The sequence below is a fragment of the Arthrobacter sp. PsM3 genome (assembly GCF_030433895.1).
GTDB lineage: Bacteria > Actinomycetota > Actinomycetes > Actinomycetales > Micrococcaceae > Arthrobacter.
The window spans coordinates 1-19,910 of sequence record NZ_JARUXE010000003.1; the positions used below are offsets into that span (position 1 = coordinate 1).

The window sequence follows — 19,910 nt, forward strand, 5'->3', positions numbered from 1 at the left end:
GCGGTCGATCATCTCGGAGTAGATCTCTGGGGTTGCAATGGGCATGCTGACTCCTAAAGTGAATTTCGTCTGCGGGCTGGTTGACCCTGGAGTGAACCTCGTCGGCTAGGAACCATCCTAGCCATTCCTGCGCCGGGGGCAGTGTTTCCGGTCACTCGGGCCTGTAATATCCGGCTTCGCCTGGGTGTCCGGCGGGTTCCGCCGCGGTTCCCCGCGGGTTAAGGGCAGGTACCGCCAGGCCCATGCTAGCCCGGGAGCTGGCTGAAGACGTGCCGGCGGATCCAGGCGTGCATCGCGATGGCCGCGGCCGAGGCGGCGTTGATCGACCGGGTGGAGCCGAACTGCTCGATCGACAGGGTGTCCACCGCGGCTTCGTGGACCTCGGGGGACAGCCCCGGGCCCTCCTGGCCGAACACCAGCACGCAGTCCCTGGGCAGTTCGTAGGTCTCCAGCGGCACGGAGTCCGGGAAGATGTCGATCCCGATGATCGCCAGCCCCTCCCCCTGTGCCCAGGCCACGAAGTCCGCGACGGTGGGGTGGTGGCGGATGTGCTGATAGCGGTCGGTGACCATGGCCCCGCGGCGGTTCCACCGGCGTCGTCCAATGATGTGAACTTCCTTGGCGAGGAACGCATTGGCGGTGCGCACGACGGTACCGATGTTCATGTCGTGCTGCCAGTTTTCAATCGCGATATGGAAGTTGTGGCGCCTGGCGTCGAGGTCCGCCACGATCGCCTCGTGCTTCCAGTAGCGGTACTTGTCCACCACGTTGCGCCGGTCGCCGTCCGCCAGGAGGTCCGGATCCCAGTGCTCCCCCTGCGGCAGTTCCCCTTCCCAGGGCCCGACGCCGACCTCCGCCTTGGGCTCCGCATCGGCCTCCGTCCCGGCAGCTGCCCCGGCCGCCGTCCCGCCCTCTTTTGCGGTCAAGCTGCCGGAAAGGGTTTCGCTGGGAATCTCGGGTTCAGTCACGACTCAACATTAGACTGGGACTGGCATCGGCACATTATCGGCGGAGGACAGCATGGCGGAGCAGCAGGCAGAGCACAGGGACAACCCGGACCAAGTGCGTTCAACAAAATCCGTGTACCGCAGCGGCCAGGAGATTGAGTGCTGGCTGACCGACATGGACGGTGTCCTGGTCCACGAAAACCAGCCCATCCCGGGCGCCGCTGAACTCATCCAGCGCTGGGTGGACACCTCAAAGCGCTTCCTCGTCCTGACCAACAATTCCATCTTTACGCCGCGGGACCTCGCCGCACGGCTGAAGAGCTCGGGCCTGGAAATTCCCGAGGAGAATATCTGGACCTCGGCCCTGGCCACCGCCCAGTTCCTCAAGGACCAGGTCCGCGGCTCGGATTCGGGCAACCGCGCCTACACGATCGGCGAGGCGGGCCTCACGACGGCGCTGCACGAGGCCGGCTTTATCCTCACCGACCAGGACCCGGACTTCGTGGTGCTCGGCGAAACCCGGACCTACTCCTTTGAAGCCATCACCATGGCCATCCGGCTGATCCTGGGCGGCGCGAGGTTCATCGCGACCAACCCGGACGCCACCGGGCCCTCGAAGGATGGGCCGATGCCTGCCACCGGCGCCATCGCGGCGCTCATCACGAAGGCGACGGGCCGGGAGCCCTACATTGTGGGCAAGCCGAACCCGATGATGTTCCGCTCGGCCATGAACCAGATCGACGCGCATTCGGAAACCACCGCCATGATCGGTGACCGGATGGACACCGACATCATCGCCGGCATGGAAGCGGGGCTGCACACGGTGCTGGTGCTCAGCGGCATCACCCACAAGGACGACATCGCCGCGTACCCGTTCCGGCCCAACCAGATCCTGAACTCCGTGGCGGACCTGAAGAACCAGATCTAGGTCCGCGCATCAGATGGCGGTTTTTTTGCCTCCGCCGGAGGGCAGCGGGAAGAGTTCGTCCTCGAGTTCCTCGATGATCGGCCGGTAGACGAAGGGACTCCAGCCCGGGCTGGCGTGCGCCGGCCGGGCGCCGTCCGTCCGCAGGGAGTCCGAGGCCATGTTGTCCTTGAAGGTCAGCGACCAGGAGTCCCGGGCGCTCTCGTAGTCCACGGTCCGGTCGCGGGGGTTGCCGATGAAGGCCATCCGGGTCCCGCCCAGCTTTCCCGCGAAACGGGTGGCGTCGAAGTGGTAGATGTAGGCGGACTCGGACTGGATCAGCACGCTGGAGGGGGCGATCGGCGAGAGCTGTTCCATCGTCTGGTCCAGGACCTGCCCCCAGCTGCGCTCGTCCTTGTTCAGCATCCGCTCGCCCAGTTCGTAGCCGCCGCGCAGCACCGAGGGGAACCGGAAGCCGCTCTCGTACAGGAACACCACCCCCTCAAACCAGCTTTGGTCCAGCACGTCGTGCTTGCTGTAGGGGCTGGAATCCAGCAGGATGAAGGCCACCTCAATGCCATGGAGCTCCCGGAGCCGGGCGGCGGCCTGGGTTGCCACCATTCCGCCGAAGCTGTGGCCATAGAAGTAGAACTTGGTGAGCTGGTGGGCCCGCGCGTGCTCGACGATGGCGATCACGATCTGGTCGATGTCGATGCCCACGTTGGAGTATCCGACGGCGGCGAGCTGGCCGCGCTTGTTCAGCGCCCCGCGCAGCGCGTTGAGGATCCACTGGGCCTCCTCCCAGCTCGTCTTGTAGCCGGGAAAGAGGAACCAGCTGGCGTTGGGGAAGTACTTCTCGGCCGTCTGGTCCGGCACCGTGAGGATCTTGTGGACGCGTCGTTCGGCCTGCACCCGCCGGGTGAACAGCATGTCGGCCGCCAGCACCGAGGCGGCACCGGCGCCGGTCAGGAAACCCCGCCGGGAAAATCTCTTCAGTTCCGCGGCATGCCGCAGCACCCGGGCGTCGGCCTCGCTGGCCCCGCCCGCGTCCTCAACCTCCGGCTCACGCGGCACATCTCTACCGTAGCCACGGAGGAACACGGATAAGAAAACGACGCCGGATAACAGCTCGGCCACAGCCCGGCGGCTGGGCGCGTGGCTACACCGGTTCCGGTTCCCGGTCCGCTTCGGGGAGGCTGGTTATGCGGACATTTGCGCGCTCGATGCTGCTGTTGCCCGCTGCGGGGCGGCTGATTTCCTGGCCGGCGCCGCGCTGGACGGTGTCGATGCCGACCTGGCGGCGGCTGATTTCCAGGCCGATTTCGTCATAGGTCGCGAGGAGCTGGGATCGGGCCATGTCCGCCGGGTTGTCCAGCAGCCCGAAGACGGAGTCACTGGCGGCCAGAAGTTCGTCGTCGGAGTACACGTTCAGCGGCCGCGTTCCAGAGGTGTCAATGGATGCGGTGAACTCCGTCGACAGATCGAGGGACGGGAGCGCGGCGGCGATGTTTTCCACGAACGGGTCAAGTTCCAGGGAGACACCGAACGAGCTCGGCAAGGCGCCGGCCATGTCCACAAGCCCTGCGGCGCCGTCGATTACGTTGAGGTCACTGCGGAGCCCTGCGAGAGCGGCGGATTCCACAAAGGTCGCGAGGCCGAGATTCACCCGGATGTGCGAGGTGATGCCCAGCCGGCGGACGCGGGAAACCAGCTGCATCAAGGTGGGGCGGGAGAGCTGCGTCAGGCTCCCCCGGACGTCCATCCGGACGACATCCGAGGCGATGTCCAGCTTAACTTGAGCGTTCAACGAGTTGTCCATAGGTACTCCAAAAAAGGGTGTCTATGGCCGACGGCTCAACCTCATTCAGGTTATAGGCCGCCGAAGGTGCGCACAAGTCATATGGCGCTACCGGTTCAGCCCGCCACTCTCCGGCCGGGTTCCTCGAAATGGGTGCGGGTCGCGGTGCCGCCCACGGACTGGACCAGGGAAGCGGCGATGTCACGCAGCTTGACGTTGCCATTGCTGGACGCGTCGGTGAGGATCCTGACCGCTGTCTTCTGGTCACAGCGGTTCTGTGCCATGACAATCCCGATCGCCATGTCGATCACGGTGCGGGATTCGAGGGTAGCGCGGAGGTTGGTGGCACTGTCGGTGTGCAGGGAGAAGCGGACGGCCAGGCGCAGCGCCTGGGAGATCTCCCGGGTGTAGCCGCGCGCCCGGGCGGCAACATCGCCGTCGAATTTGTGCGGCACGTCCGAATACAGGTTCAGTGCCGCCTGGGCGTCGCCCTGCAGATGGAACGGCACGGAGAGCACCGAGCGGAGGCCGTGCGAAGCGACGGCACTGGCGTAGTCCGGCCCCCAGCGGTCCTCATCAAACAGGTCCGGGACGTAGACTTCGCGTTCCTCCTGCGCCGCCGTCAGGCACGGGCCCTGCGAGAGCCGGTACTGGATCTCATCCACCTCGCGGGCGGAGTCGCTGCTCCAGCCGATGGTCGCGGCCTTGCGGTCCCGCAACAGCGTGATGCCGCACAGGGCGTCGTCGCCGGCCCCCGCCACCTGGTGGGCGGAAAACCGTGCCAGTTCATTGAGGAAGTCCTCGAAATCGGCGCTGTCCAGGATCAGGTTCTGGATCTGGTCAACGGTGCTGAGGGGTTCGAGGATCTCTTCGGGAAGGAGCATGGCGCGTGGTCTCCGGGGGTCTGGTGGCTACTAGAAAATGATAAATCACGGCCAATCCACCGTCCACACGCGTCCGCTGGGGGACGAACGGCCTAGCTGAGGCCGAGTTCGTCCTTGCCAAAGGCGAAGAGGTAGGGAACCCCAGCCTCTGCCTCGATCTTTTCCTTGGCACCGGTGTCGCGGTCCACAATCACGGCGACGGCGACGACGTTGCCGCCGGCCTTGCGGACGCCTTCGACGGCGGTCAGCGCGGAGCCGCCGGTGGTGGACGTGTCCTCAAGCACCAGCACCTTGCGGCCCTCGACGGACGGGCCTTCCACCTGGCGGCCCATGCCGTAGGACTTCTGCGCCTTGCGGACCACGAAGGCGTCCACAGGGCGTCCGGCGTCGACAGCGGTGTGCATCACCGCGGTGCCCACCGGGTCGGCGCCCATGGTGAGGCCGCCGGCGCACTCAAAGTCGATCCCGGCGTCGTCCAGCAGCGAGAGCATGACCTGGCCGACGAGTTTGGACGCCTCATGGTGCAGCGTGATCCGGCGCAGGTCGATGTAGTAGTCGGCCTCGGCGCCGCTGGAGAGGATGACCTTGCCGCGGACGACGGCCAGCTCCTTGATCAGTTCAAGCAGGCGGGCACGGGCGGCAGCGGCGTCAGCTGCAGGGGCACTGTTGGCAGTCATGGGACCCAGTTTAGTGGCTGGGAGGTAACGGATCCCCCGCCGGCCGCTTAGATGTCGGGCCGCCTGCCGGAGACCGCCGGGAAGTACCCGTCGGGCCTTTGTCCTCTAGGCACCCCAGCCGGGCGGGAGTCCGATGGAACCATGACGGCAGGAACGGAACCATCGACCCGCTGGCCCACCATCCCCAAGGACGTCGGCAGCTTCCGGGTCCGGCCGAACCTGGTGGACTATGACGCGGCGTGTTCGGGTTTTTCCTGGGACGAAGCCCGCCACGAACTGTCCGGGCTGCCCGGTGGCCGCGGCGTCAACATCGCCTATGAGGCGGTGGACCGGCACGCCGCCGGGGGGCACGCCGGCCACGAGGCGCTGCGGTTCATCCGGGCCGACGGCAGCAGCCACTCGTTGACTTTCGCCGAACTGGCAGAACAAACCAACCGCTTCGCCGGGGTGCTCCGCAGCCTCGGCATCGGTCGCGGCGAGCGGGTCTTCTCGCTCACCGGCCGCGGCCCGGCGCTCTACATCGCGGTGCTCGGCACCCTCAAGAACGCGAGCGTGTTCTGCCCGCTCTTCTCGGCCTTCGGCCCCGAGCCCGTGCGGCAGCGGCTGCAGCTGGGTTCCGGCCGCGCCCTGGTCACCACCCGGGCCCTCTACCGCAGGAAGATCGCACAGCTCCGCGGCTCACTCCCGGAGCTCCAGCACGTCCTGCTGACCGACGCCGACGGCCACCCGGACCCGGGGACACTGGACCTCGCCGCGCTGATGCGCGCCGCACCGGCGGAGGCCGAAATCGCCGCGACGCAGGCGGAGGACATGGCCCTGCTGCACTTCACGTCCGGCACCACCGGAACCCCGAAGGGCGCCATCCACGTGCACGACGCCGTCACGGCCCACCACGCGACCGGCACCTCCGCCCTGGACCTGCACCCGGAAGACATCTACTGGTGCACGGCCGACCCCGGCTGGGTCACAGGAACCTCCTATGGCGTGATCGCGCCGTTGACCCACGGGGTCACGACGATCGTGGACGAGGAGGAGATGGACGCGGACCGCTGGTACCGGATCCTGGCCGAACAGCACGTCACGGTCTGGTACACCGCCCCGACAGCGCTGCGGATGCTGATGAAGGCCGGGGCGGACCGCGCCCAGGGCCACGACCTCTCCGCCCTGCGGTTCGTCGCCAGCGTCGGCGAGCCGCTCAACCCAGAGGTCGTCGTCTGGGGCCAGCAGGCATTCGGCCAGCCCGTGCATGACAACTGGTGGCAGACCGAAACCGGCGGCATCATGATCTCCAACTACGCGGCCACCGAGATCCGCCCCGGCTCGATGGGCCGGCCGCTGCCCGGTGTCCAGGCGGGCATCGTGGCCCGTGACGCCCAGGACAAGCCGATCGTCCGCGACGCCGAGGCGGTCCTGGTGACGGAGCCGGACGCAGTCGGCGAGCTGGCCCTGCGGCCGGGCTGGCCCTCCATGTTCCGCGGCTACCTGCACGAGGAGGAGCGCTACCGGCGTTGCTTCGTGGGCGGCTGGTACCTCACCGGCGACCTGGCCAGGCGCGACGCCGACGGGTACTACTGGTTCGTCGGCCGCGGCGACGACGTCATCAAGTCCTCGGGGCACCTGATCGGCCCGTTCGAGGTGGAGAGCTCCCTGATGGAACACGAGGCCGTGGCCGAAGCCGGGGTGATCGGGGTCCCGGACCCGGTGGCCGGCGAGGTGGTCAAGGCCTTCGTGGAACTGCGCCCGGGCTGGGAGCCCTCCGAGGAGCTGCAGCTGGAGATCATCGGATTCGCCCGCAAGCGGCTCGGCCCGGCGGTGGCGCCCCGGCTGCTGGACTTCACCACGGCCCTGCCCCGGACGCGCAGCGGCAAGATCCTGCGGCGGCTGCTCAAGGCCCGCGAGCTCGGCCTGCCGGAGGGCGACACCTCCACGATCGAGACGCCTCCGGGGGCGGCGGAACCTGGGCCACCGGAACCGGGGGCTTCCCTTCCAGGGGCCTCGGAAGCGGCCGGACAGCGGCCGGAGGTGCAGCCGTGACCGGGCCGCTCGACCCGCCGGTCCGGACCCTGGACCCGGCCCACGGCCGCCACCTGCTGCTGCAGATGCTGCGCGTCCGACGGCTGGAGGAAAAGTGCGTCGAGCTGTACAGCGCCGCCAAAATCCGCGGCTTCCTGCATGTCTACATAGGGGAGGAAGCGGTGGCGGCCGGCGTCCTGGAAACCCTCGCCCCGGAGGACGCCGTCCTGGCCACCTACCGGGAACACGGCCACGCCCTGCTCCGCGGGGTTCCCGCCGGGGCGATCCTGGCCGAGATGTACGGCCACGTCGAGGGCTGCTGCCGGGGCCGGGGCGGCTCCATGCATCTGTTCGACGCCGCCACCCGCTTCTACGGGGGCAACGCGATCGTCGCCGGCGGGCTGCCGCTCGCCGTCGGCATGGCTCTCGCAGACAAGATGTCCGGCCGCTCCCGCGTCACCGTGTGCTTCTTCGGCGAGGGCGCCGTCGCGGAGGGTGAATTCCACGAGAGCCTCAATCTCGCCGCGCTCTGGCAGCTGCCCGTGCTGTTCTGCTGCGAAAACAACCTTTACGCCATGGGGACGGCGCTGGGCCGCTCGGAATCCCAGACGGACATCGCGCTCAAGGCCGCGGGTTACGAGATCGCGGCGTGGGCCGTGGACGGCATGGACGTCGTCGCCGTCGAAGACGCCGCCCGCCATGCCGTCGAAGCAGTCCGTGCCGGCGGCGGACCGCATTTTCTGGAGCTGCGCACCTACCGTTTCCGGGCCCACTCGATGTTCGACCCGGAACGGTACCGTGACAAAGCCGAGGTCGTCCGCTGGCTCGAGCGTGACCCCATCAACCTGCTGCGCGCCGCGATGGAGGCCGCCGGCCAGCTCACGGCCCAGGAGTGGGAACAACTGCAGTCCGACGCCGACGCCGAGGTAGCCGCCGCCGTCGACTTCGCCGAGGCCGGGACGCCCGAACCACTGGAGGACCTCACCCGTTTCGTCTACAGCGAGCGCGCCGGGGATGACAGAGCAGGCGCTGGGAGCGGGCGGAGCGGGCCATGAAATCCAGCTACCGCGAGGCGCTCCGTGCCGGGATCCGCGAGGCCATGCTCCGCGACGAACGGGTCTTCCTGATGGGCGAGGACGTGGGCTCCTACGGCGGGTCCTTCGCTGTGAGCCTGGGGCTGCTGGAGGAGTTCGGCCCGGAACGCATCCGCGACACTCCACTTTCGGAGTCCGGTTTCGTGGGGGCCGGAATCGGTGCGGCTCTGGCCGGAATGCGCCCCATCGTGGAGATCATGACCGTCAATTTCAGCCTGCTGGCCCTTGACCAGATCGTAAACAACGCGGCGAGCCTGCTGCACATGTCCGGCGGACAATTCAACGTCCCGATCGTGATCCGGATGACCACGGGCGCCGGGCGCCAGCTCGGCGCCCAGCACTCGCACAGCCTGGAGGGATGGTTCGCCCACATCCCTGGCCTGCGCATCCTCGCCCCCGCCACGCTGGCCGACGCCCGCGGCATGCTGTGGACCGCGCTGGAGGACCCGGATCCGGTGCTGATCTTCGAACACGGCTCTCTCTACAACGTGACCGGGGAGCTCGACGACGATGCCGGACCGGTGGACATTGACACCGCCGCGATCCGGCGGACCGGCGCCGACATCACCCTGATCACCTACGGCGGAACGCTTCCCGCCGTGCTCGACGCCGCCGAGCAGCTCGCGGCCGAGGGCATCGACGCCGAGGTGCTGGACCTGCGCACCCTCCGTCCCCTCGACGAGGCCGCCATCCTCGCCTCCGTCCGCAGGACCCACCGTGCCGTCGTCGTGGACGAAGGGTGGCGCAGCGGAAGCATCTCCGCGGAAATCAGCGCCCGGATCACCGAGAACGCGTTCTATGACCTGGATGCCCCGGTGGGCCGGGTCTGCAGCGCCGAAGTGCCGATCCCCTACGCGAAGCAGCTGGAACTCGCGGCGCTGCCGTCGGTGGACCGGATCGTTGCGGCGGCCAGGCAGGCGGTCAGCGCCGGTGGGTGAGTTCCTGATGCCTTCCCTCGGGGCGGACATGGAGCACGGAAAGATCGTCGAATGGCTGGTCAAGCCCGGCGACTACGTCCGCCGCGGCGACCTCGTGGCGGTGGTGGACACGGACAAGACCGTCATGGACGTGGAGTCCTTCCAGGAGGGCGTGGTCGCCGAACTGCTTGTGGACCTCGGCGAAACGGTGCCGATCGGAACCCCGCTGGCCCGGATCACCCAGACCCCGGCCGAGGTCGGCGCTCCGCGCCATGAGGCGCCCGCGCCCACGCTCCCCAAACCCGCCGCTTCGGGGACCGCCACGACGGGTCCCGCCACGGCGGCCGCGGCCAAGGAGGCCCCACCAATCGCCCCTCCGGTGCGGCACCTGGCACACCGGCTGGGCGTCGATACCGCCAGGATCCACGGCACCGGCAAGGGCGGCGCCATCACGCGCGCAGATGTGGAGCACGCTGTGGCCGCCATCCCGTCCGCCGGGCGGGTGCGCTCCTCCCCCCGGGCGCGGAGGCTCGCCGCCGAATTCGGCGTCGATCTTTCCGCTGTCAGCGGGACCGGCCCGGAGGGCGCCGTCACCGTGGCGGACGTGCAGCACGCTGCGGCCGCACTCCCCCCTGAAGCTGCGGTGCCCGTCGCCGGCGTCCCGGAGGAAGTAACGGCTCCGGCAGTTCCGGCCACGGGGAGGACCGCCGAAGCAAGGGAGCGCGTCGCCAGCCTTCGCCGCGCCATCGGCACCCTGATGTCACGCTCGAAAAAAACCATCCCGCACTACTACCTCAGCACCACGCTTGACCTGCGTGCCGCCGTCGACTGGATGCAGTCCGTCAACGCGCAACGGCCGGTGGCCTCCCGGCTGGTGCCTTCCGCACTCCTGCTCAAGGCCGCGGCGCTTGCGGCCAAGGAAGTGCCGGAGGTCAACGGTTTTTACGACGACGACGACGGCTTCCGGCCCAGCGCGTCCGTGCACCTCGGCGTCGCTGTCGCCCTGCGCCAGGGCGGCCTCGTGGCCCCCGCCATCCATGACGCGGACACCCTGGCCGTGGACGTGCTGATGGAGCAGCTCCGTGACCTCGTCAGCCGTGCCCGGGCCGGGCGGCTCCAGCGCGCCGAAATGGCGGATCCCACCATCACAGTGACCAATCTGGGGGATCTGGGCGTGGAGAGCGTCTTTGGTGTCATCTATCCCCCGCAGGTCGCGATGGTCGGCTTCGGCCGGGTGATGGAACAGCCGTGGGCGCAGAACGGGATGCTGGGCGTCCGGCCCGCCGTGATCGCCACCCTCTCCGCAGACCACCGGGTCAGCGACGGGCTGCGCGGTGGCCGCTACCTGACCCGGATCGACGAGCTGCTGCAAAAGCCGGACGAACTGTGAACCGGGCGGGATCGTAACGGGAACGTGAAACGGGAGGAACCATGAACGAACAGGATGCCCGGGCGGCCGTGCAGGCTGCGATCGGCAAGGTGGCACCGGACGTGGACCTCGCCGAGGTGGACGAGGACGCCCGGCTGAGGCAGGACCTCGAACTCGATTCGCTGGATTTCCTCCGGCTGGTCGAAACGATCGACACGGCCACCGGCGTCGACATCCCGGAGCGGGACTACCCCGCGGTGTCTACCGTGAAAGGGCTGATCGGCTACCTCGCAGCCCACGGCTGAGCACACGGTGCCCCTGGGGCGCCTGACCGGAGAACGTGCGGCGCCGCGGGTGCGCGGGGTGAGCCGGCTGTGCGCGGGGTGCGCCGGCTGCCGTGCCCCGCCTATGAGCGCTGCGGGGCACGCCGTGCGAAAGCGGGCGCGTGCTCCGGCCGCGGCCCGAAGGCGATGAAGCGTGGCATCACCCTGCCGATGGCCGGGATGCGCCTGCCCAGGAACAACAGGACTGCGGGCGCCCCCGACCGCTGCCCGGTCATGATCGGCCCGAACACCAGGCGGTGCAGGATCCGCTGCACGGTCTGGACGATTACCGTGGGCCTCTGCCGCCGTCGTTGGACCTTGGCCAGCTCGGTGCGTGGCACCCGTCCGCGGAGCAGAGCCGAAGCCAGGACATCCGCGGCGGCCACGGCGTCCTGGATGGCGAGGTTGATCCCGACCCCGCCGGCAGGGGACATGGCATGCGCGGCATCGCCGATGCAGAGCAACCCGTTGATGTGCCATTGGCGGAGCCGGTCCAGCCGCACGTCGAGCCAGTGCAGCTCCTCGAGCGAAGCGATGGCGTCCACCCGGTCGGCGAGGTCCGGGCGGAGCGCCGCGATCCGGCGTCGGAAGCCCCCGACGCCCTCGGCCTGGATCCGGGCGTCCGTGCCCTTCGGTGCGAGGTACCCCATCTGGTAATAATCGGTGCGGTTGAGCGCCACCAGGGCCTCACCCCGGCCGAACGCAGGAACGATTCCCGCCACGGCGCCCGGCTCGGAGGCGTGGCGCGGCAGGCGGAACCACCAGACGTCGAACGGCACCGGGTAATCCTTCGGGGGCAGCCCGGCCGCGGCGCGCAGGGTGGAATGGCGGCCGTCCGTCGCAACCACCAGATCCGCCCGGAGCTCGCCCTCTGCCCCCGCGGCGGTCCGGTAGCGGACTCCGGTCACCCGGCCGCCGTTGCGGACCAGCGCCGTGGCCCTGTGATTCATCCGCAGGGTAAATGACGGTTCCGTCGCGGCGGCGTCGGCCAGGAAATTCAGGAAGTCCCATTGCGGCATCATGGCAACGTAGTTGTAGGGCGGCGGGAGCGTATCAAAGTTGCCCACCGTCACCGGCGGCCCACCCGGAACCGGGAAGGCGACGTTGCTCAACCGGCTCTGCGGCAGCCGCCGGAATTCCTCGCCGAGGCCCAGTTCATCGATCAGCCTGATGGTCGAGGCGTGGACCGTGTCGCCGCGGAAGTCCCGGAAAAAGTCCGCGTGCTTCTCCAGCACCGTCACGTCCACCCCGGCCCGGGCCAGCAGCAGTCCCAGCATCATTCCGGCCGGCCCGCCGCCAACCACCACGCATCCGGTCTTCTCCATGGCCATACGCTACGCCTGCCCGGGGTGCCGCGGGAGGGGATTTCGCGGCGGCTCCGGGCGCGTGGGCGGTTTCGGCTCAGGCGGCGCATCAACACACGCGCGGCCGGTTCAGGCCCGCGCGTCGCTTCAGGCCCGCGCCGCGCTTCAGGCCCGCGCGGCGCCAAATATCCGGCGCGCCGGTATTCGCGTAGCGCGAGGCATTCTTGCGCCGCGCGGGCCGAGATCCGCAGCGCCAGCCGGACGGACATAGTTGGGCCCGGTTGACACTGCTGACTAGGCTGTGAGGCATGCGCGAACTCCAGGCGAAAATCATTGAAGAAATGGGCGTGCAGCCCCGGATCGACCCCGCCGGGGAGGTGCGCAAACGCGTCACGTTCCTCAAGGACTACCTCAAGGCGACCCGCACCAAGGGCTTCGTCCTGGGGATTTCCGGCGGGTTGGACTCCTCCCTCGCGGGTCGGCTTGCCCAGCTTGCCGTCGAAGAGCTGGCAGCCGAAGGTGTGGACGCAAACTTCGTCGCCGTCCGCCTGCCCTACGGCGTGCAGCACGACGAGGACGACGCCCAGGCCGCCCTGGACTTCATCCGGGCCAAGACCGAGTGGACGTTCAACATCTCCGCCGCAGTGGACGGCTTCGAGGACGAATTCGAGGAGACCGTCGGCAACGGGATCTCCGACTTCCACAAGGGCAACACCAAGGCCCGCACCCGCATGATCGCCCAGTACGCCCTCGCCGGCGAGCACAACTACCTCGTCATCGGAACGGACCACGGCGCGGAATCAGTCACCGGATTCTTCACCAAGTACGGCGACGGCGGCGCCGACATCCTGCCACTGTTCGGACTGGACAAGCGCCAGAACCGTGCCCTGCTCGCCGAACTCGGCGCCCCGGCCCGGATCTGGGAAAAAGTCCCCACGGCCGACCTCCTCGACGGCCAGCCCGGCCGCACCGACGAGGACGAACTGGGCCTTAGCTACGACACAATCGATGACTACCTCGAAGGCCACGACATCCCCGTGGCCGCAGCCGAGCTGATCGAGCAGAAATACCTCCGCACCCGGCACAAGCGCACCGTCCCCGTCACCATCTTCGACACTTGGTGGAAGTAGCCGGCGCCAGGATGCCGGCCGCGCGGGGGAACTTTGAGCCCGGGTTGGACACTTTCCCCGCCAAAAGCCGGCGCGTCCGGGTCGATGTGCCCCGCGACGGCGGCAGCAGCCGGTAAGCCACGACGCCGGAACTCGACCTGCGCGGCAGCCCACAACACCTTGGGCCCCGGCACCCGCTAAGCGGCACCAGATAGACGGCGTCCGCGAAGCGACACCCACTAGACGGCGCCTGCAGTTCCCTGCAGCAGGGTGGAGATCCGGTGGGCCTCTTCCATCAGGAGGCGGCCCAGCAGCTCCTGCCGTTCCCCCTTGAAACGCGGCTCGATTCCGGTCAGCGACAACGCCCAGGCGGGGCGGCCGCGCTGGTCAAAGACCGCCGCGCCCATCCCCCAGCTGCCCTCCAAAACCAGCCCGGGATTGACCGAGTAGCCGGCCTGGCGCGTCTTCGCCAGGTTCTCCCGGACCAGGGCCTCGGTGTGCGCGGCCGCGAAATCGCGCGCATGCGCGGCCCAGCCGGCGAACAGTTCCTCCTGCTCCGCCTCGGGGAGGAACGCCATAATGGCGGTGCCGGCGGATGCGACCCCGAGCGGGAAGCGGACCCCCTCGTGCAGCACGAAGGACCGCACCGGGAAGCTGCCCTCCTCCCGGAGCAGGCACACCGTCTCGGCGGCGCGGCGGATGGAGAAGAACGCGCTTTCGCCGGTCTCCTCGGCGAGCCTGCGCAGGCTGGGCCGGGCAATGTCCTCGAGCGGAAAGCGGGTTGAGGCCACGGAGCCCATCAGCAGGATCTCCGGGCCCAGCACCCAGTTGCCGCTCTGCGGGTCCTGGTCCAGCAGGCCCTCGGAGGCCAGCGAGGAAAGCAGCCGGTGCACGGTGGGGCGGGTGAGCCCGGACTCCCTGACGACTTCCACGAGCGGGGAACCTTCGGGTTTCCGTCCGACAATGCGCAGCAGGGACGCGACGCGGCTGACGACTTGTGCGCCCTGGACCGGTAATGAAGACATCTTTTTCCTCGGACTTTGCGTTAGATCCACCCAAACTATCCATATTGTGGACATCTCCCAGTCTACCGTCCACACTGTAAAAACGGCACGTTCGGGGCTAAAGTCGTCCATTGACAGCCCCTATTTCGGCACCGTAGGCTCCAACAGCAGAGGAACAGTCCACAAAGTGGATTGCATCAAGAGCTCAATGAGGAGATGCGATGTCGAAGTTGAAATCCGGAGCGGCCGCCGCGCTGCAGGACGTACTGCGGGACGGCATGACGCTCGCCGTCGGAGGCTTTGGCCTCAGCGGCATCCCGGCCGACCTGATCGAGGCGGTGCGCGATTCCGGCGTCAAAGACCTCACCGTGGTGTCCAACAACATGGGCGTGGACGGCAAGGGCCTTGGCCTCCTGATCGAAGCCGGACAAGTCCGCAAGGTCATCGCCTCCTATGTGGGCGAGAACAAACTCTTTGCCGAGCAGTACCTGGCCGGCAAGCTGGAGGTCGAGTTCACCCCGCAAGGCACCCTCGCCGAGCGCCTCCGCGCCGGCGGCGCGGGCATCCCGGCGTTCTACACCAAGACGGGCGTCGGGACCCTTGTCGCCGAAGGCAAGCCGCTCGCCGAGTTCGACGGCGAGACTTTCGTCCAGGAGCGCGCCATCAAGGCCGACGTGGCCCTGGTGCACGCGCACACCGCCGATACCGACGGCAACCTGATCTACCGTTACACCGCCCAGAACTTCAACCCCGTCGTGGCCACGGCCGGCACCGTGACGGTGGCCGAAGCCGAAGTGATCGTGGAGCCCGGCCAGCTGGACCCGCACCACATCGTCACCCCCGGCGTCTTCGTCCAGCGCCTCGTGCAGGCCAGCGCCCGGGTCAAGGACATCGAGCAGCGGACGGTCCGCCCCCGCACCGAAGCCGCCGCCGCCGCGGAAACTGCACCTGTTCCGGCCTGAGCGCCGCCCCTACTTTCTTCAGGAGAAACATCATGGCTTGGACCCGGAATGAAATGGCCGCCATCGCGGCCGAAGAACTCAACGACGGCGACTACGTCAACCTTGGCATCGGCATCCCCACACTGGTCGCCAACAACCTGCGCGACGGCGTCCGCGTCGTCCTGCAGAGCGAGAACGGGCTGCTCGGCATGGGGCCGTTCCCCTACGAGGGCGAGGAGGACGCCGACCTCATCAACGCCGGCAAGCAGACCGTCACGGTCCTCCCCGGCGGCAGCATCTTCGACTCCGCCGCCTCCTTCGGCATGATCCGCGGCGGCCACGTCAAGGTCGCCATCCTGGGAGCCATGCAGGTCTCCGGGAACGGCGACCTCGCCAACTGGACCATCCCCGGCAAAATGGTCAAGGGCATGGGCGGCGCCATGGACCTCGTCGCCGGCACCCCGCGCGTCGTGGTCCTCACCGAACACAACGCCAAGGACGGCACTCCCAAGATCGTCACGGAATGCACCCTGCCGCTGACCGGACTGAGCTGTGTTGACCGCATCATCAGCGACCTCGCGGTGTTTGACCTGGTGAAGGTCGACCAACAAACAGGCGGCGCCCGGCAGCTCACGCTGACCCGCCTCGCCCCCGGCGTCACCGTGGAGGAACTCCGCGGGAAGACCGAAGCCGGCTTCGACCTCGCCCCGTCCCTCGACACCACCCCCACCCTTGAAGGAGCCACGGCATGAGCCTGCGCGAACAGTTCGGTAAAGATGTCCTGCTGACGGGATGGGGCCACAGCCGCTTCGGCAAACTCACGGACGAGACCCTGGAATCCCTGATCGTCCAGGTCGCCACGGAAGCGATCGGCAACGCCGGGATCGAGCCGGGCCAGATTGACGAAATCTACCTCGGCCAGTTCAACTCCGGCATGATGCCGCTGGCGTTCCCGTCCTCGCTGGCCCTGCAGGTCTCGGAGCAACTGGCCAACGTCCCGTCCACCCGGGTCGAGAACGCCTGCGCCTCCGGGTCCGCCGCGTTCCAGCAGGGCACCAAGTCGCTGCTGGCCGGAACCGCGAAGACCGTGCTCGTGATCGGCGCCGAAAAGATGACCCAGGCCGGGGCCGACGTCGTCGGGGCTGCCCTGCTCGGCGCGGACTACGACATGGCGGGCAAGGCCTCCAGCACCGGCTTCACCGGGCTGTTTGCCGAGGTGGCCAAGCACTACGAGAAGCGCTACGGGCCGGTTTCGGACGTGCTGGGCACCATCGCCGCGAAGAACCACCGCAACGGCGTCGACAACCCCTACGCCCAGCTCCGCAAGGACCTCGGCGAGGAGTTCTGCCGGACCGTCTCGGACAAGAACCCGATGGTCGCGGACCCGCTGCGCCGCACCGACTGCTCGCCCGTGTCCGACGGCGCCGCCGCCGTCGTGCTGAGCCTCGCCCCGACCGGCGGGGTCACCGCGCCCGTCCGGCTCGCCGGTTTCGGCCAGGCCAACGACTTCTTCCCCGCCGCGCGCCGGGACCCCACCGCCTTCACCGCGACGCGTGCCTCCTGGCAGCGCGCGCTGGGGATGGCCGGCGTCGGGCTCGATGAGCTGGACTTCGCCGAGGTGCACGACTGCTTCACCATCGCCGAGCTGCTGATGTACGAGGCCATGGGGCTGACCGAACCGGGCCAGGGCGCCCGCGCTGTCGAGGAAGGCTGGGTCTTCAAGGACGGCAAGCTGCCCATCAACGTCTCCGGCGGCCTCAAGGCCAAGGGCCACCCCGTGGGCGCCACCGGCGTCTCGCAGCATGTCATCGCCGCGATGCAGCTCACCGGCACCGCTGGCGGCATGCAACTGGCCAACCCGCGCCGGGCTGCGGTGCAGAACATGGGCGGCGTCGGGATCGCCAACTACGTCAGCGTCCTCGAAGCCGTCTAGAAGTACCAGCAAGAACCAACGCGGGGTCAGATACCGCCCATGCCGGGGGGCTTAATGGGCCGTATCTGACCCCGCGTTGGCTGTTGTGGTGGGGCGGGGGTGTGGGGGGTCAGGTGTAGTCGTTGTAGAAGCCTCGGCCGCTCTTGACTCCCAGCCAGCCGTTCGCGATGTATTCCTCCAGCATGGGAGCCGATTTGTTCTCCACCCCGGCCAGTTCGCAGTAGTGGTTCTCAATGTCCAGGACCACGTCCAGGCCCACCTCGTCCATAAAGCGGAAGGGAGTGGTTTCGGACTTGAAGACGTCGGCGAACAAGGCGTCCACGTCGCGCGGTTCGGCCACGCCCTCGGCCACGACCAGGAGCGATTCGCGCTTGATCGCTGCCCAGATCCGGTTGAAGATGAACCCGGTGCTCTGCTTGCGCACCCGGTGCGGGACCAGCGCGTACTTCGGCAGCTCGGCCATGAGCAGCTCGATGATCTGCGGGTCGGTCTGGCCGCTGGACATCAGCTCCACCGAACGCACGTCCGGCGGCATGTAGAAGTGCATGTTCAGGACACGCTCCGGGCTGTTCACTCCGCCAATGAATTCCGAGGAAGCGAACGACGAAGAGTTGCTGGCCAGCACGGCGTCCGGGGCGGCCAGCTGGTCAAGGTCAGCGAAGATTGCCTGCTTGAGGCCAAGCTTTTCGGGACCGCCTCGACCACGAGCCACGAATCCCGGAGGGCGTCGGCGAGATTGTCCCTCGCCGCAAGACGGACCGCCGGGTTACCGCCTAGCTCTTCCACGGCGCGGTGGCGCTGCGTGGCGATGTACTCGATCGCGGCTTTGGCCACGGTGAGGTCCGTGTCATAGACGCGCACTTCGGCGCCTTGGAGCGAAAGCATCAAGGCGATGCGCCGGCCCAGGGTTCCGCCGCCGATGACGGTAATGGGCCGTTCCGCGATGTTGGCTGGGAGCGTGTAGGTCATGTCAATTCCTTTCAGGAGGCTGCCGGCGATGCGGCGGCAGGTTGATGGCGTTTGTGCTGGTGCCCCTGGCGATCAATACAAGGGCAGGGACGGCGGCAAGCACAAGGGCCGAACCGTAGATCAGGGTGGTGATCGGAAGCGGAGGACTAAACTCAGTCCCAGCCCAGCCTGCAACCCGAGGAGCCCCCATGCGCGCCACCATCATCCACGCCCCCGGTGACATCCGGGTCGAGGACCGCGACTACCCCACCGTCCAGTTGCCCACCGACGTCGTCGTCAAGGTCACCGCCTCGTGCGTCTGCGGGTCGGACCTGTGGCCCTACCGCGGCGTGCGGCCCATCCACAAGCCCACCGCGATTGGTCACGAGTTTATCGGCACCGTGGAGAGCGTCGGCTCCGGGATCACCAGCCTGGCGGTCGGAGACCTTGTGATCGCGCCGTTCGTGATCAGCTGCGGCGCCTGCCCCCAGTGCCTCAACGGCGTCACCGTGGCCTGCGAGCACCTGGCCGGCTGGGGCGGCAAGGACGACACGGGCCACGCCGTCGACGGCGGCCAGGGCCAGGCGGTCCGCGTCCCGCTCGCCGACTCCACCCTTGTCAAGGTTCCCGGGATCACGGAACCGGACCAAGCCCTCCTGAAGAGCCTGCTCACACTCTCCGACGTCATGGCGACCGGCCACCACGCGGCCCTCGCCGCGAAGGCCGGCCCGGGCCGGACCGTCGTGGTGGTGGGCGACGGCGCCGTCGGGCTCTGCGGGGTGCTGGCCGCCCGGCGGCTCGGTGCGGAACGGATCATCGCGATGTCCCGCCACGCCGACCGGCAGGCGATCGCCCGCGAATTCGGGGCCACCGACATCGTGGAGGAGCGCGGGGACGACGGTGTCGCCAGGGTGCGCGAACTCCTCGGCGGAGTGCTCGCCGATTCCGTCCTCGAGTGTGTCGGGACCAAGGAGTCGATGGCACAGGCGCTGCACAGCACCCGTCCGGGCGGGGCGCTGGGCTTCGTCGGCGTCCCCACCGGCGGCGGCGAGGTCCCGTTGCGCTACCTCTTCGACACGAACATCTCCATTGGCGGCGGCATGGCCCCGGCACGGACCTACATCCCGGAACTACTGGCGGATGTCCTCGCCGGCACGATCAATCCGGGCCGCGTCTTCGACGTTGTGATGCCGCTGGAGGAAGCCCCGGAGGCCTACCGCGCAATGGATGAGCGGCGCGCCATCAAGGTCCTGCTGATCCCCTAAGGAGCGTCCGACGGCGGCGCCGCGGGCAGGTGCGCGGGCCCGGGTGTGGGCCCGGGTGCGGGCCCGGGTGCGGGCCCGTTTTCTGGCTCTTGTACTGCACATGCGCTGGGTCTAGCGTGAAGCGCATCAGCATCCGCCGCCGTCGTCGAGGAGCCGTCATGGCAAGGTTTGTGCAGATCATTGAATTCCAGACCTCCCGCATCGAGGAAATTGAAGCCCTGGGGCGGCCATCCCGGACCGAAGGATCCACGGCGCCCACCTTCCGCCGGATCCTTGCCACCGCGGACCGCGACCGCCCCGGAACATATCTCACCCTGGTCGAATTCGATTCCTACGATTCGGCCATGGAGAACTCCGCGCGACCCGAGACCTCCGATTTCGCCGGGCGGATGGCGGCCCTCTGCGACGGGCCGCCGGTGTTCCGCAACCTGGACGTGATGTGGGAGGACAACGGCAGTCCAGCGGACCTTCCGTAGGAGC

Annotated in this window: 20 protein-coding genes and 1 pseudogene; 12 read left to right on the forward strand and 9 right to left on the reverse strand. The window is 68.3% G+C overall.

Annotated features, from left to right (window positions below; genetic code table 11):
- Positions 1 to 245 precede the first annotated feature (245 nt).
- Complete coding sequence (locus QCD75_RS01770) at positions 246 to 926, reverse strand: TrmH family RNA methyltransferase (protein WP_301225416.1); 681 nt, start codon at positions 924 to 926, stop codon at positions 246 to 248.
- Positions 927 to 1,020: 94 nt separating this feature from the next.
- Between QCD75_RS01770 and QCD75_RS01775 the strand changes: the two genes are divergently transcribed.
- The gene (locus QCD75_RS01775) at positions 1,021 to 1,875 is read left to right on the forward strand and encodes an HAD-IIA family hydrolase (RefSeq protein ID WP_301225114.1); all 855 of its coding nucleotides are present in this window, start codon (positions 1,021 to 1,023) and stop codon (positions 1,873 to 1,875) included.
- A gap of 9 nt (positions 1,876 to 1,884) precedes the next feature.
- Here QCD75_RS01775 and QCD75_RS01780 read toward each other — a convergent pair whose 3' ends face one another.
- From QCD75_RS01780 to pyrE, 4 genes are all read right to left on the reverse strand, one after another.
- Positions 1,885 to 2,925: a thioesterase domain-containing protein gene (locus tag QCD75_RS01780; protein WP_301225116.1), complete on the reverse strand. Its 1,041-nt coding sequence runs from the start codon at positions 2,923 to 2,925 to the stop codon at positions 1,885 to 1,887.
- Positions 2,926 to 3,010: 85 nt separating this feature from the next.
- The gene (locus QCD75_RS01785) at positions 3,011 to 3,658 is read right to left on the reverse strand and encodes a hypothetical protein (protein ID WP_301225118.1); all 648 of its coding nucleotides are present in this window, start codon (positions 3,656 to 3,658) and stop codon (positions 3,011 to 3,013) included.
- A gap of 107 nt (positions 3,659 to 3,765) precedes the next feature.
- A complete protein-coding gene (locus QCD75_RS01790; protein ID WP_301225120.1) occupies positions 3,766 to 4,533 on the reverse strand; it encodes a GAF and ANTAR domain-containing protein in 768 nt (255 codons plus the stop codon).
- Positions 4,534 to 4,625: 92 nt separating this feature from the next.
- Positions 4,626 to 5,210: an orotate phosphoribosyltransferase gene (gene pyrE / locus QCD75_RS01795; RefSeq protein WP_301225122.1), complete on the reverse strand. Its 585-nt coding sequence runs from the start codon at positions 5,208 to 5,210 to the stop codon at positions 4,626 to 4,628.
- Between the two features lie 141 nt (positions 5,211 to 5,351).
- Here pyrE and acsA point away from each other — a divergent pair, with 141 nt between their 5' ends.
- From acsA to QCD75_RS01820, 5 genes are read left to right on the forward strand one after another with little or no spacing between them, the layout of a single operon-like run.
- Positions 5,352 to 7,244 carry an acetate--CoA ligase gene (gene acsA, locus QCD75_RS01800; RefSeq protein WP_301225124.1) on the forward strand — a complete coding sequence of 631 codons (1,893 nt, stop codon included), beginning with the start codon at positions 5,352 to 5,354 and terminating at the stop codon, positions 7,242 to 7,244.
- Positions 7,241 to 8,278 carry a pyruvate dehydrogenase (acetyl-transferring) E1 component subunit alpha gene (gene pdhA / locus QCD75_RS01805; protein WP_301225126.1) on the forward strand — a complete coding sequence of 346 codons (1,038 nt, stop codon included), beginning with the start codon at positions 7,241 to 7,243 and terminating at the stop codon, positions 8,276 to 8,278. The genes acsA and pdhA overlap by 4 nt, the downstream gene beginning before the upstream one ends.
- A complete protein-coding gene (locus QCD75_RS01810) occupies positions 8,275 to 9,255 on the forward strand; it encodes an alpha-ketoacid dehydrogenase subunit beta (RefSeq protein WP_301225128.1) in 981 nt (326 codons plus the stop codon). The genes pdhA and QCD75_RS01810 overlap by 4 nt, the downstream gene beginning before the upstream one ends.
- 7 nt (positions 9,256 to 9,262) lie before the next feature.
- Positions 9,263 to 10,624: a 2-oxo acid dehydrogenase subunit E2 gene (locus tag QCD75_RS01815; RefSeq protein ID WP_301225130.1), complete on the forward strand. Its 1,362-nt coding sequence runs from the start codon at positions 9,263 to 9,265 to the stop codon at positions 10,622 to 10,624.
- Positions 10,625 to 10,665: 41 nt separating this feature from the next.
- Positions 10,666 to 10,908 carry an acyl carrier protein gene (locus QCD75_RS01820; RefSeq protein WP_301225132.1) on the forward strand — a complete coding sequence of 81 codons (243 nt, stop codon included), beginning with the start codon at positions 10,666 to 10,668 and terminating at the stop codon, positions 10,906 to 10,908.
- Between the two features lie 101 nt (positions 10,909 to 11,009).
- Here QCD75_RS01820 and QCD75_RS01825 read toward each other — a convergent pair whose 3' ends face one another.
- On the reverse strand, positions 11,010 to 12,251 hold the full coding sequence (locus tag QCD75_RS01825; protein ID WP_301225134.1) for an FAD-dependent oxidoreductase: 1,242 nt from the start codon (positions 12,249 to 12,251) through the stop codon (positions 11,010 to 11,012).
- 287 nt (positions 12,252 to 12,538) lie between these two features.
- Here QCD75_RS01825 and nadE point away from each other — a divergent pair, with 287 nt between their 5' ends.
- Positions 12,539 to 13,360: an ammonia-dependent NAD(+) synthetase gene (nadE, locus tag QCD75_RS01830; protein ID WP_301225136.1), complete on the forward strand. Its 822-nt coding sequence runs from the start codon at positions 12,539 to 12,541 to the stop codon at positions 13,358 to 13,360.
- A 218-nt stretch (positions 13,361 to 13,578) separates the two neighbouring features.
- Here the strand turns inward: nadE and QCD75_RS01835 are convergent, their stop codons facing one another.
- Complete coding sequence (locus tag QCD75_RS01835; RefSeq protein WP_301225139.1) at positions 13,579 to 14,364, reverse strand: IclR family transcriptional regulator; 786 nt, start codon at positions 14,362 to 14,364, stop codon at positions 13,579 to 13,581.
- A 200-nt stretch (positions 14,365 to 14,564) separates the two neighbouring features.
- Between QCD75_RS01835 and QCD75_RS01840 the strand changes: the two genes are divergently transcribed.
- Genes QCD75_RS01840 through QCD75_RS01850 form a run of 3 tightly spaced genes read left to right on the forward strand, consistent with a single transcriptional unit; the run spans position 14,565 to position 17,217 of the window.
- Positions 14,565 to 15,305, forward strand: coding sequence for a CoA transferase subunit A (locus QCD75_RS01840; protein WP_301225141.1), 741 nt, complete (start codon positions 14,565 to 14,567; stop codon positions 15,303 to 15,305).
- 32 nt (positions 15,306 to 15,337) lie between these two features.
- The gene (locus QCD75_RS01845) at positions 15,338 to 16,036 is read left to right on the forward strand and encodes a 3-oxoacid CoA-transferase subunit B (RefSeq protein ID WP_301225143.1); all 699 of its coding nucleotides are present in this window, start codon (positions 15,338 to 15,340) and stop codon (positions 16,034 to 16,036) included.
- Complete coding sequence (locus tag QCD75_RS01850) at positions 16,033 to 17,217, forward strand: acetyl-CoA acetyltransferase (RefSeq protein ID WP_301225145.1); 1,185 nt, start codon at positions 16,033 to 16,035, stop codon at positions 17,215 to 17,217. Before QCD75_RS01845 ends, QCD75_RS01850 begins: the two co-directional genes overlap by 4 nt.
- Before the next feature lie 109 nt (positions 17,218 to 17,326).
- Here QCD75_RS01850 and QCD75_RS01855 read toward each other — a convergent pair whose 3' ends face one another.
- Together QCD75_RS01855 and QCD75_RS01860 are read right to left on the reverse strand one after the other, a co-directional pair.
- Positions 17,327 to 17,752, reverse strand: a complete 426-nt coding sequence (locus QCD75_RS01855) for a 3-hydroxyacyl-CoA dehydrogenase family protein (RefSeq protein WP_367400620.1) — start codon at positions 17,750 to 17,752, stop codon at positions 17,327 to 17,329.
- Positions 17,732 to 18,186 (reverse strand): annotated as a pseudogene (locus tag QCD75_RS01860) (3-hydroxyacyl-CoA dehydrogenase NAD-binding domain-containing protein); the annotation flags it as partial. The pseudogene QCD75_RS01860 and the gene QCD75_RS01855, both read right to left, overlap by 21 nt.
- Positions 18,187 to 18,374: 188 nt before the next feature.
- Here QCD75_RS01860 and QCD75_RS01865 point away from each other — a divergent pair.
- Positions 18,375 to 19,430 carry a zinc-dependent alcohol dehydrogenase family protein gene (locus QCD75_RS01865; protein ID WP_301225149.1) on the forward strand — a complete coding sequence of 352 codons (1,056 nt, stop codon included), beginning with the start codon at positions 18,375 to 18,377 and terminating at the stop codon, positions 19,428 to 19,430.
- A 158-nt stretch (positions 19,431 to 19,588) separates the two neighbouring features.
- A complete protein-coding gene (locus tag QCD75_RS01870; RefSeq protein ID WP_301225151.1) occupies positions 19,589 to 19,906 on the forward strand; it encodes a hypothetical protein in 318 nt (105 codons plus the stop codon).
- Positions 19,907 to 19,910 lie beyond the last annotated feature (4 nt).

Excerpts from the sequence above, each read along its gene's own strand:
- QCD75_RS01775 (WP_301225114.1), top strand. The coding sequence starts at position 1,021 with ATGGCGGAGCAGCAGGCAGAGCACAGGGACAACCCGGACCAAGTGCGT.
- QCD75_RS01790 (WP_301225120.1), bottom strand. The coding sequence starts at position 4,533 with ATGCTCCTTCCCGAAGAGATCCTCGAACCCCTCAGCACCGTTGACCAG.
- pyrE (WP_301225122.1), bottom strand. The coding sequence starts at position 5,210 with ATGACTGCCAACAGTGCCCCTGCAGCTGACGCCGCTGCCGCCCGTGCC.
- acsA (WP_301225124.1), top strand. The coding sequence starts at position 5,352 with ATGACGGCAGGAACGGAACCATCGACCCGCTGGCCCACCATCCCCAAG.
- QCD75_RS01810 (WP_301225128.1), top strand. The coding sequence starts at position 8,275 with ATGAAATCCAGCTACCGCGAGGCGCTCCGTGCCGGGATCCGCGAGGCC.
- QCD75_RS01815 (WP_301225130.1), top strand. The coding sequence starts at position 9,263 with ATGCCTTCCCTCGGGGCGGACATGGAGCACGGAAAGATCGTCGAATGG.
- QCD75_RS01820 (WP_301225132.1), top strand. The coding sequence starts at position 10,666 with ATGAACGAACAGGATGCCCGGGCGGCCGTGCAGGCTGCGATCGGCAAG.
- QCD75_RS01825 (WP_301225134.1), bottom strand. The coding sequence starts at position 12,251 with ATGGAGAAGACCGGATGCGTGGTGGTTGGCGGCGGGCCGGCCGGAATG.
- nadE (WP_301225136.1), top strand. The coding sequence starts at position 12,539 with ATGCGCGAACTCCAGGCGAAAATCATTGAAGAAATGGGCGTGCAGCCC.
- QCD75_RS01835 (WP_301225139.1), bottom strand. The coding sequence starts at position 14,364 with ATGTCTTCATTACCGGTCCAGGGCGCACAAGTCGTCAGCCGCGTCGCG.
- QCD75_RS01840 (WP_301225141.1), top strand. The coding sequence starts at position 14,565 with ATGTCGAAGTTGAAATCCGGAGCGGCCGCCGCGCTGCAGGACGTACTG.
- QCD75_RS01845 (WP_301225143.1), top strand. The coding sequence starts at position 15,338 with ATGGCTTGGACCCGGAATGAAATGGCCGCCATCGCGGCCGAAGAACTC.
- QCD75_RS01850 (WP_301225145.1), top strand. The coding sequence starts at position 16,033 with ATGAGCCTGCGCGAACAGTTCGGTAAAGATGTCCTGCTGACGGGATGG.
- QCD75_RS01855 (WP_367400620.1), bottom strand. The coding sequence starts at position 17,752 with ATGCCGCCGGACGTGCGTTCGGTGGAGCTGATGTCCAGCGGCCAGACC.
- QCD75_RS01865 (WP_301225149.1), top strand. The coding sequence starts at position 18,375 with ATGCGCGCCACCATCATCCACGCCCCCGGTGACATCCGGGTCGAGGAC.
- QCD75_RS01870 (WP_301225151.1), top strand. The coding sequence starts at position 19,589 with ATGGCAAGGTTTGTGCAGATCATTGAATTCCAGACCTCCCGCATCGAG.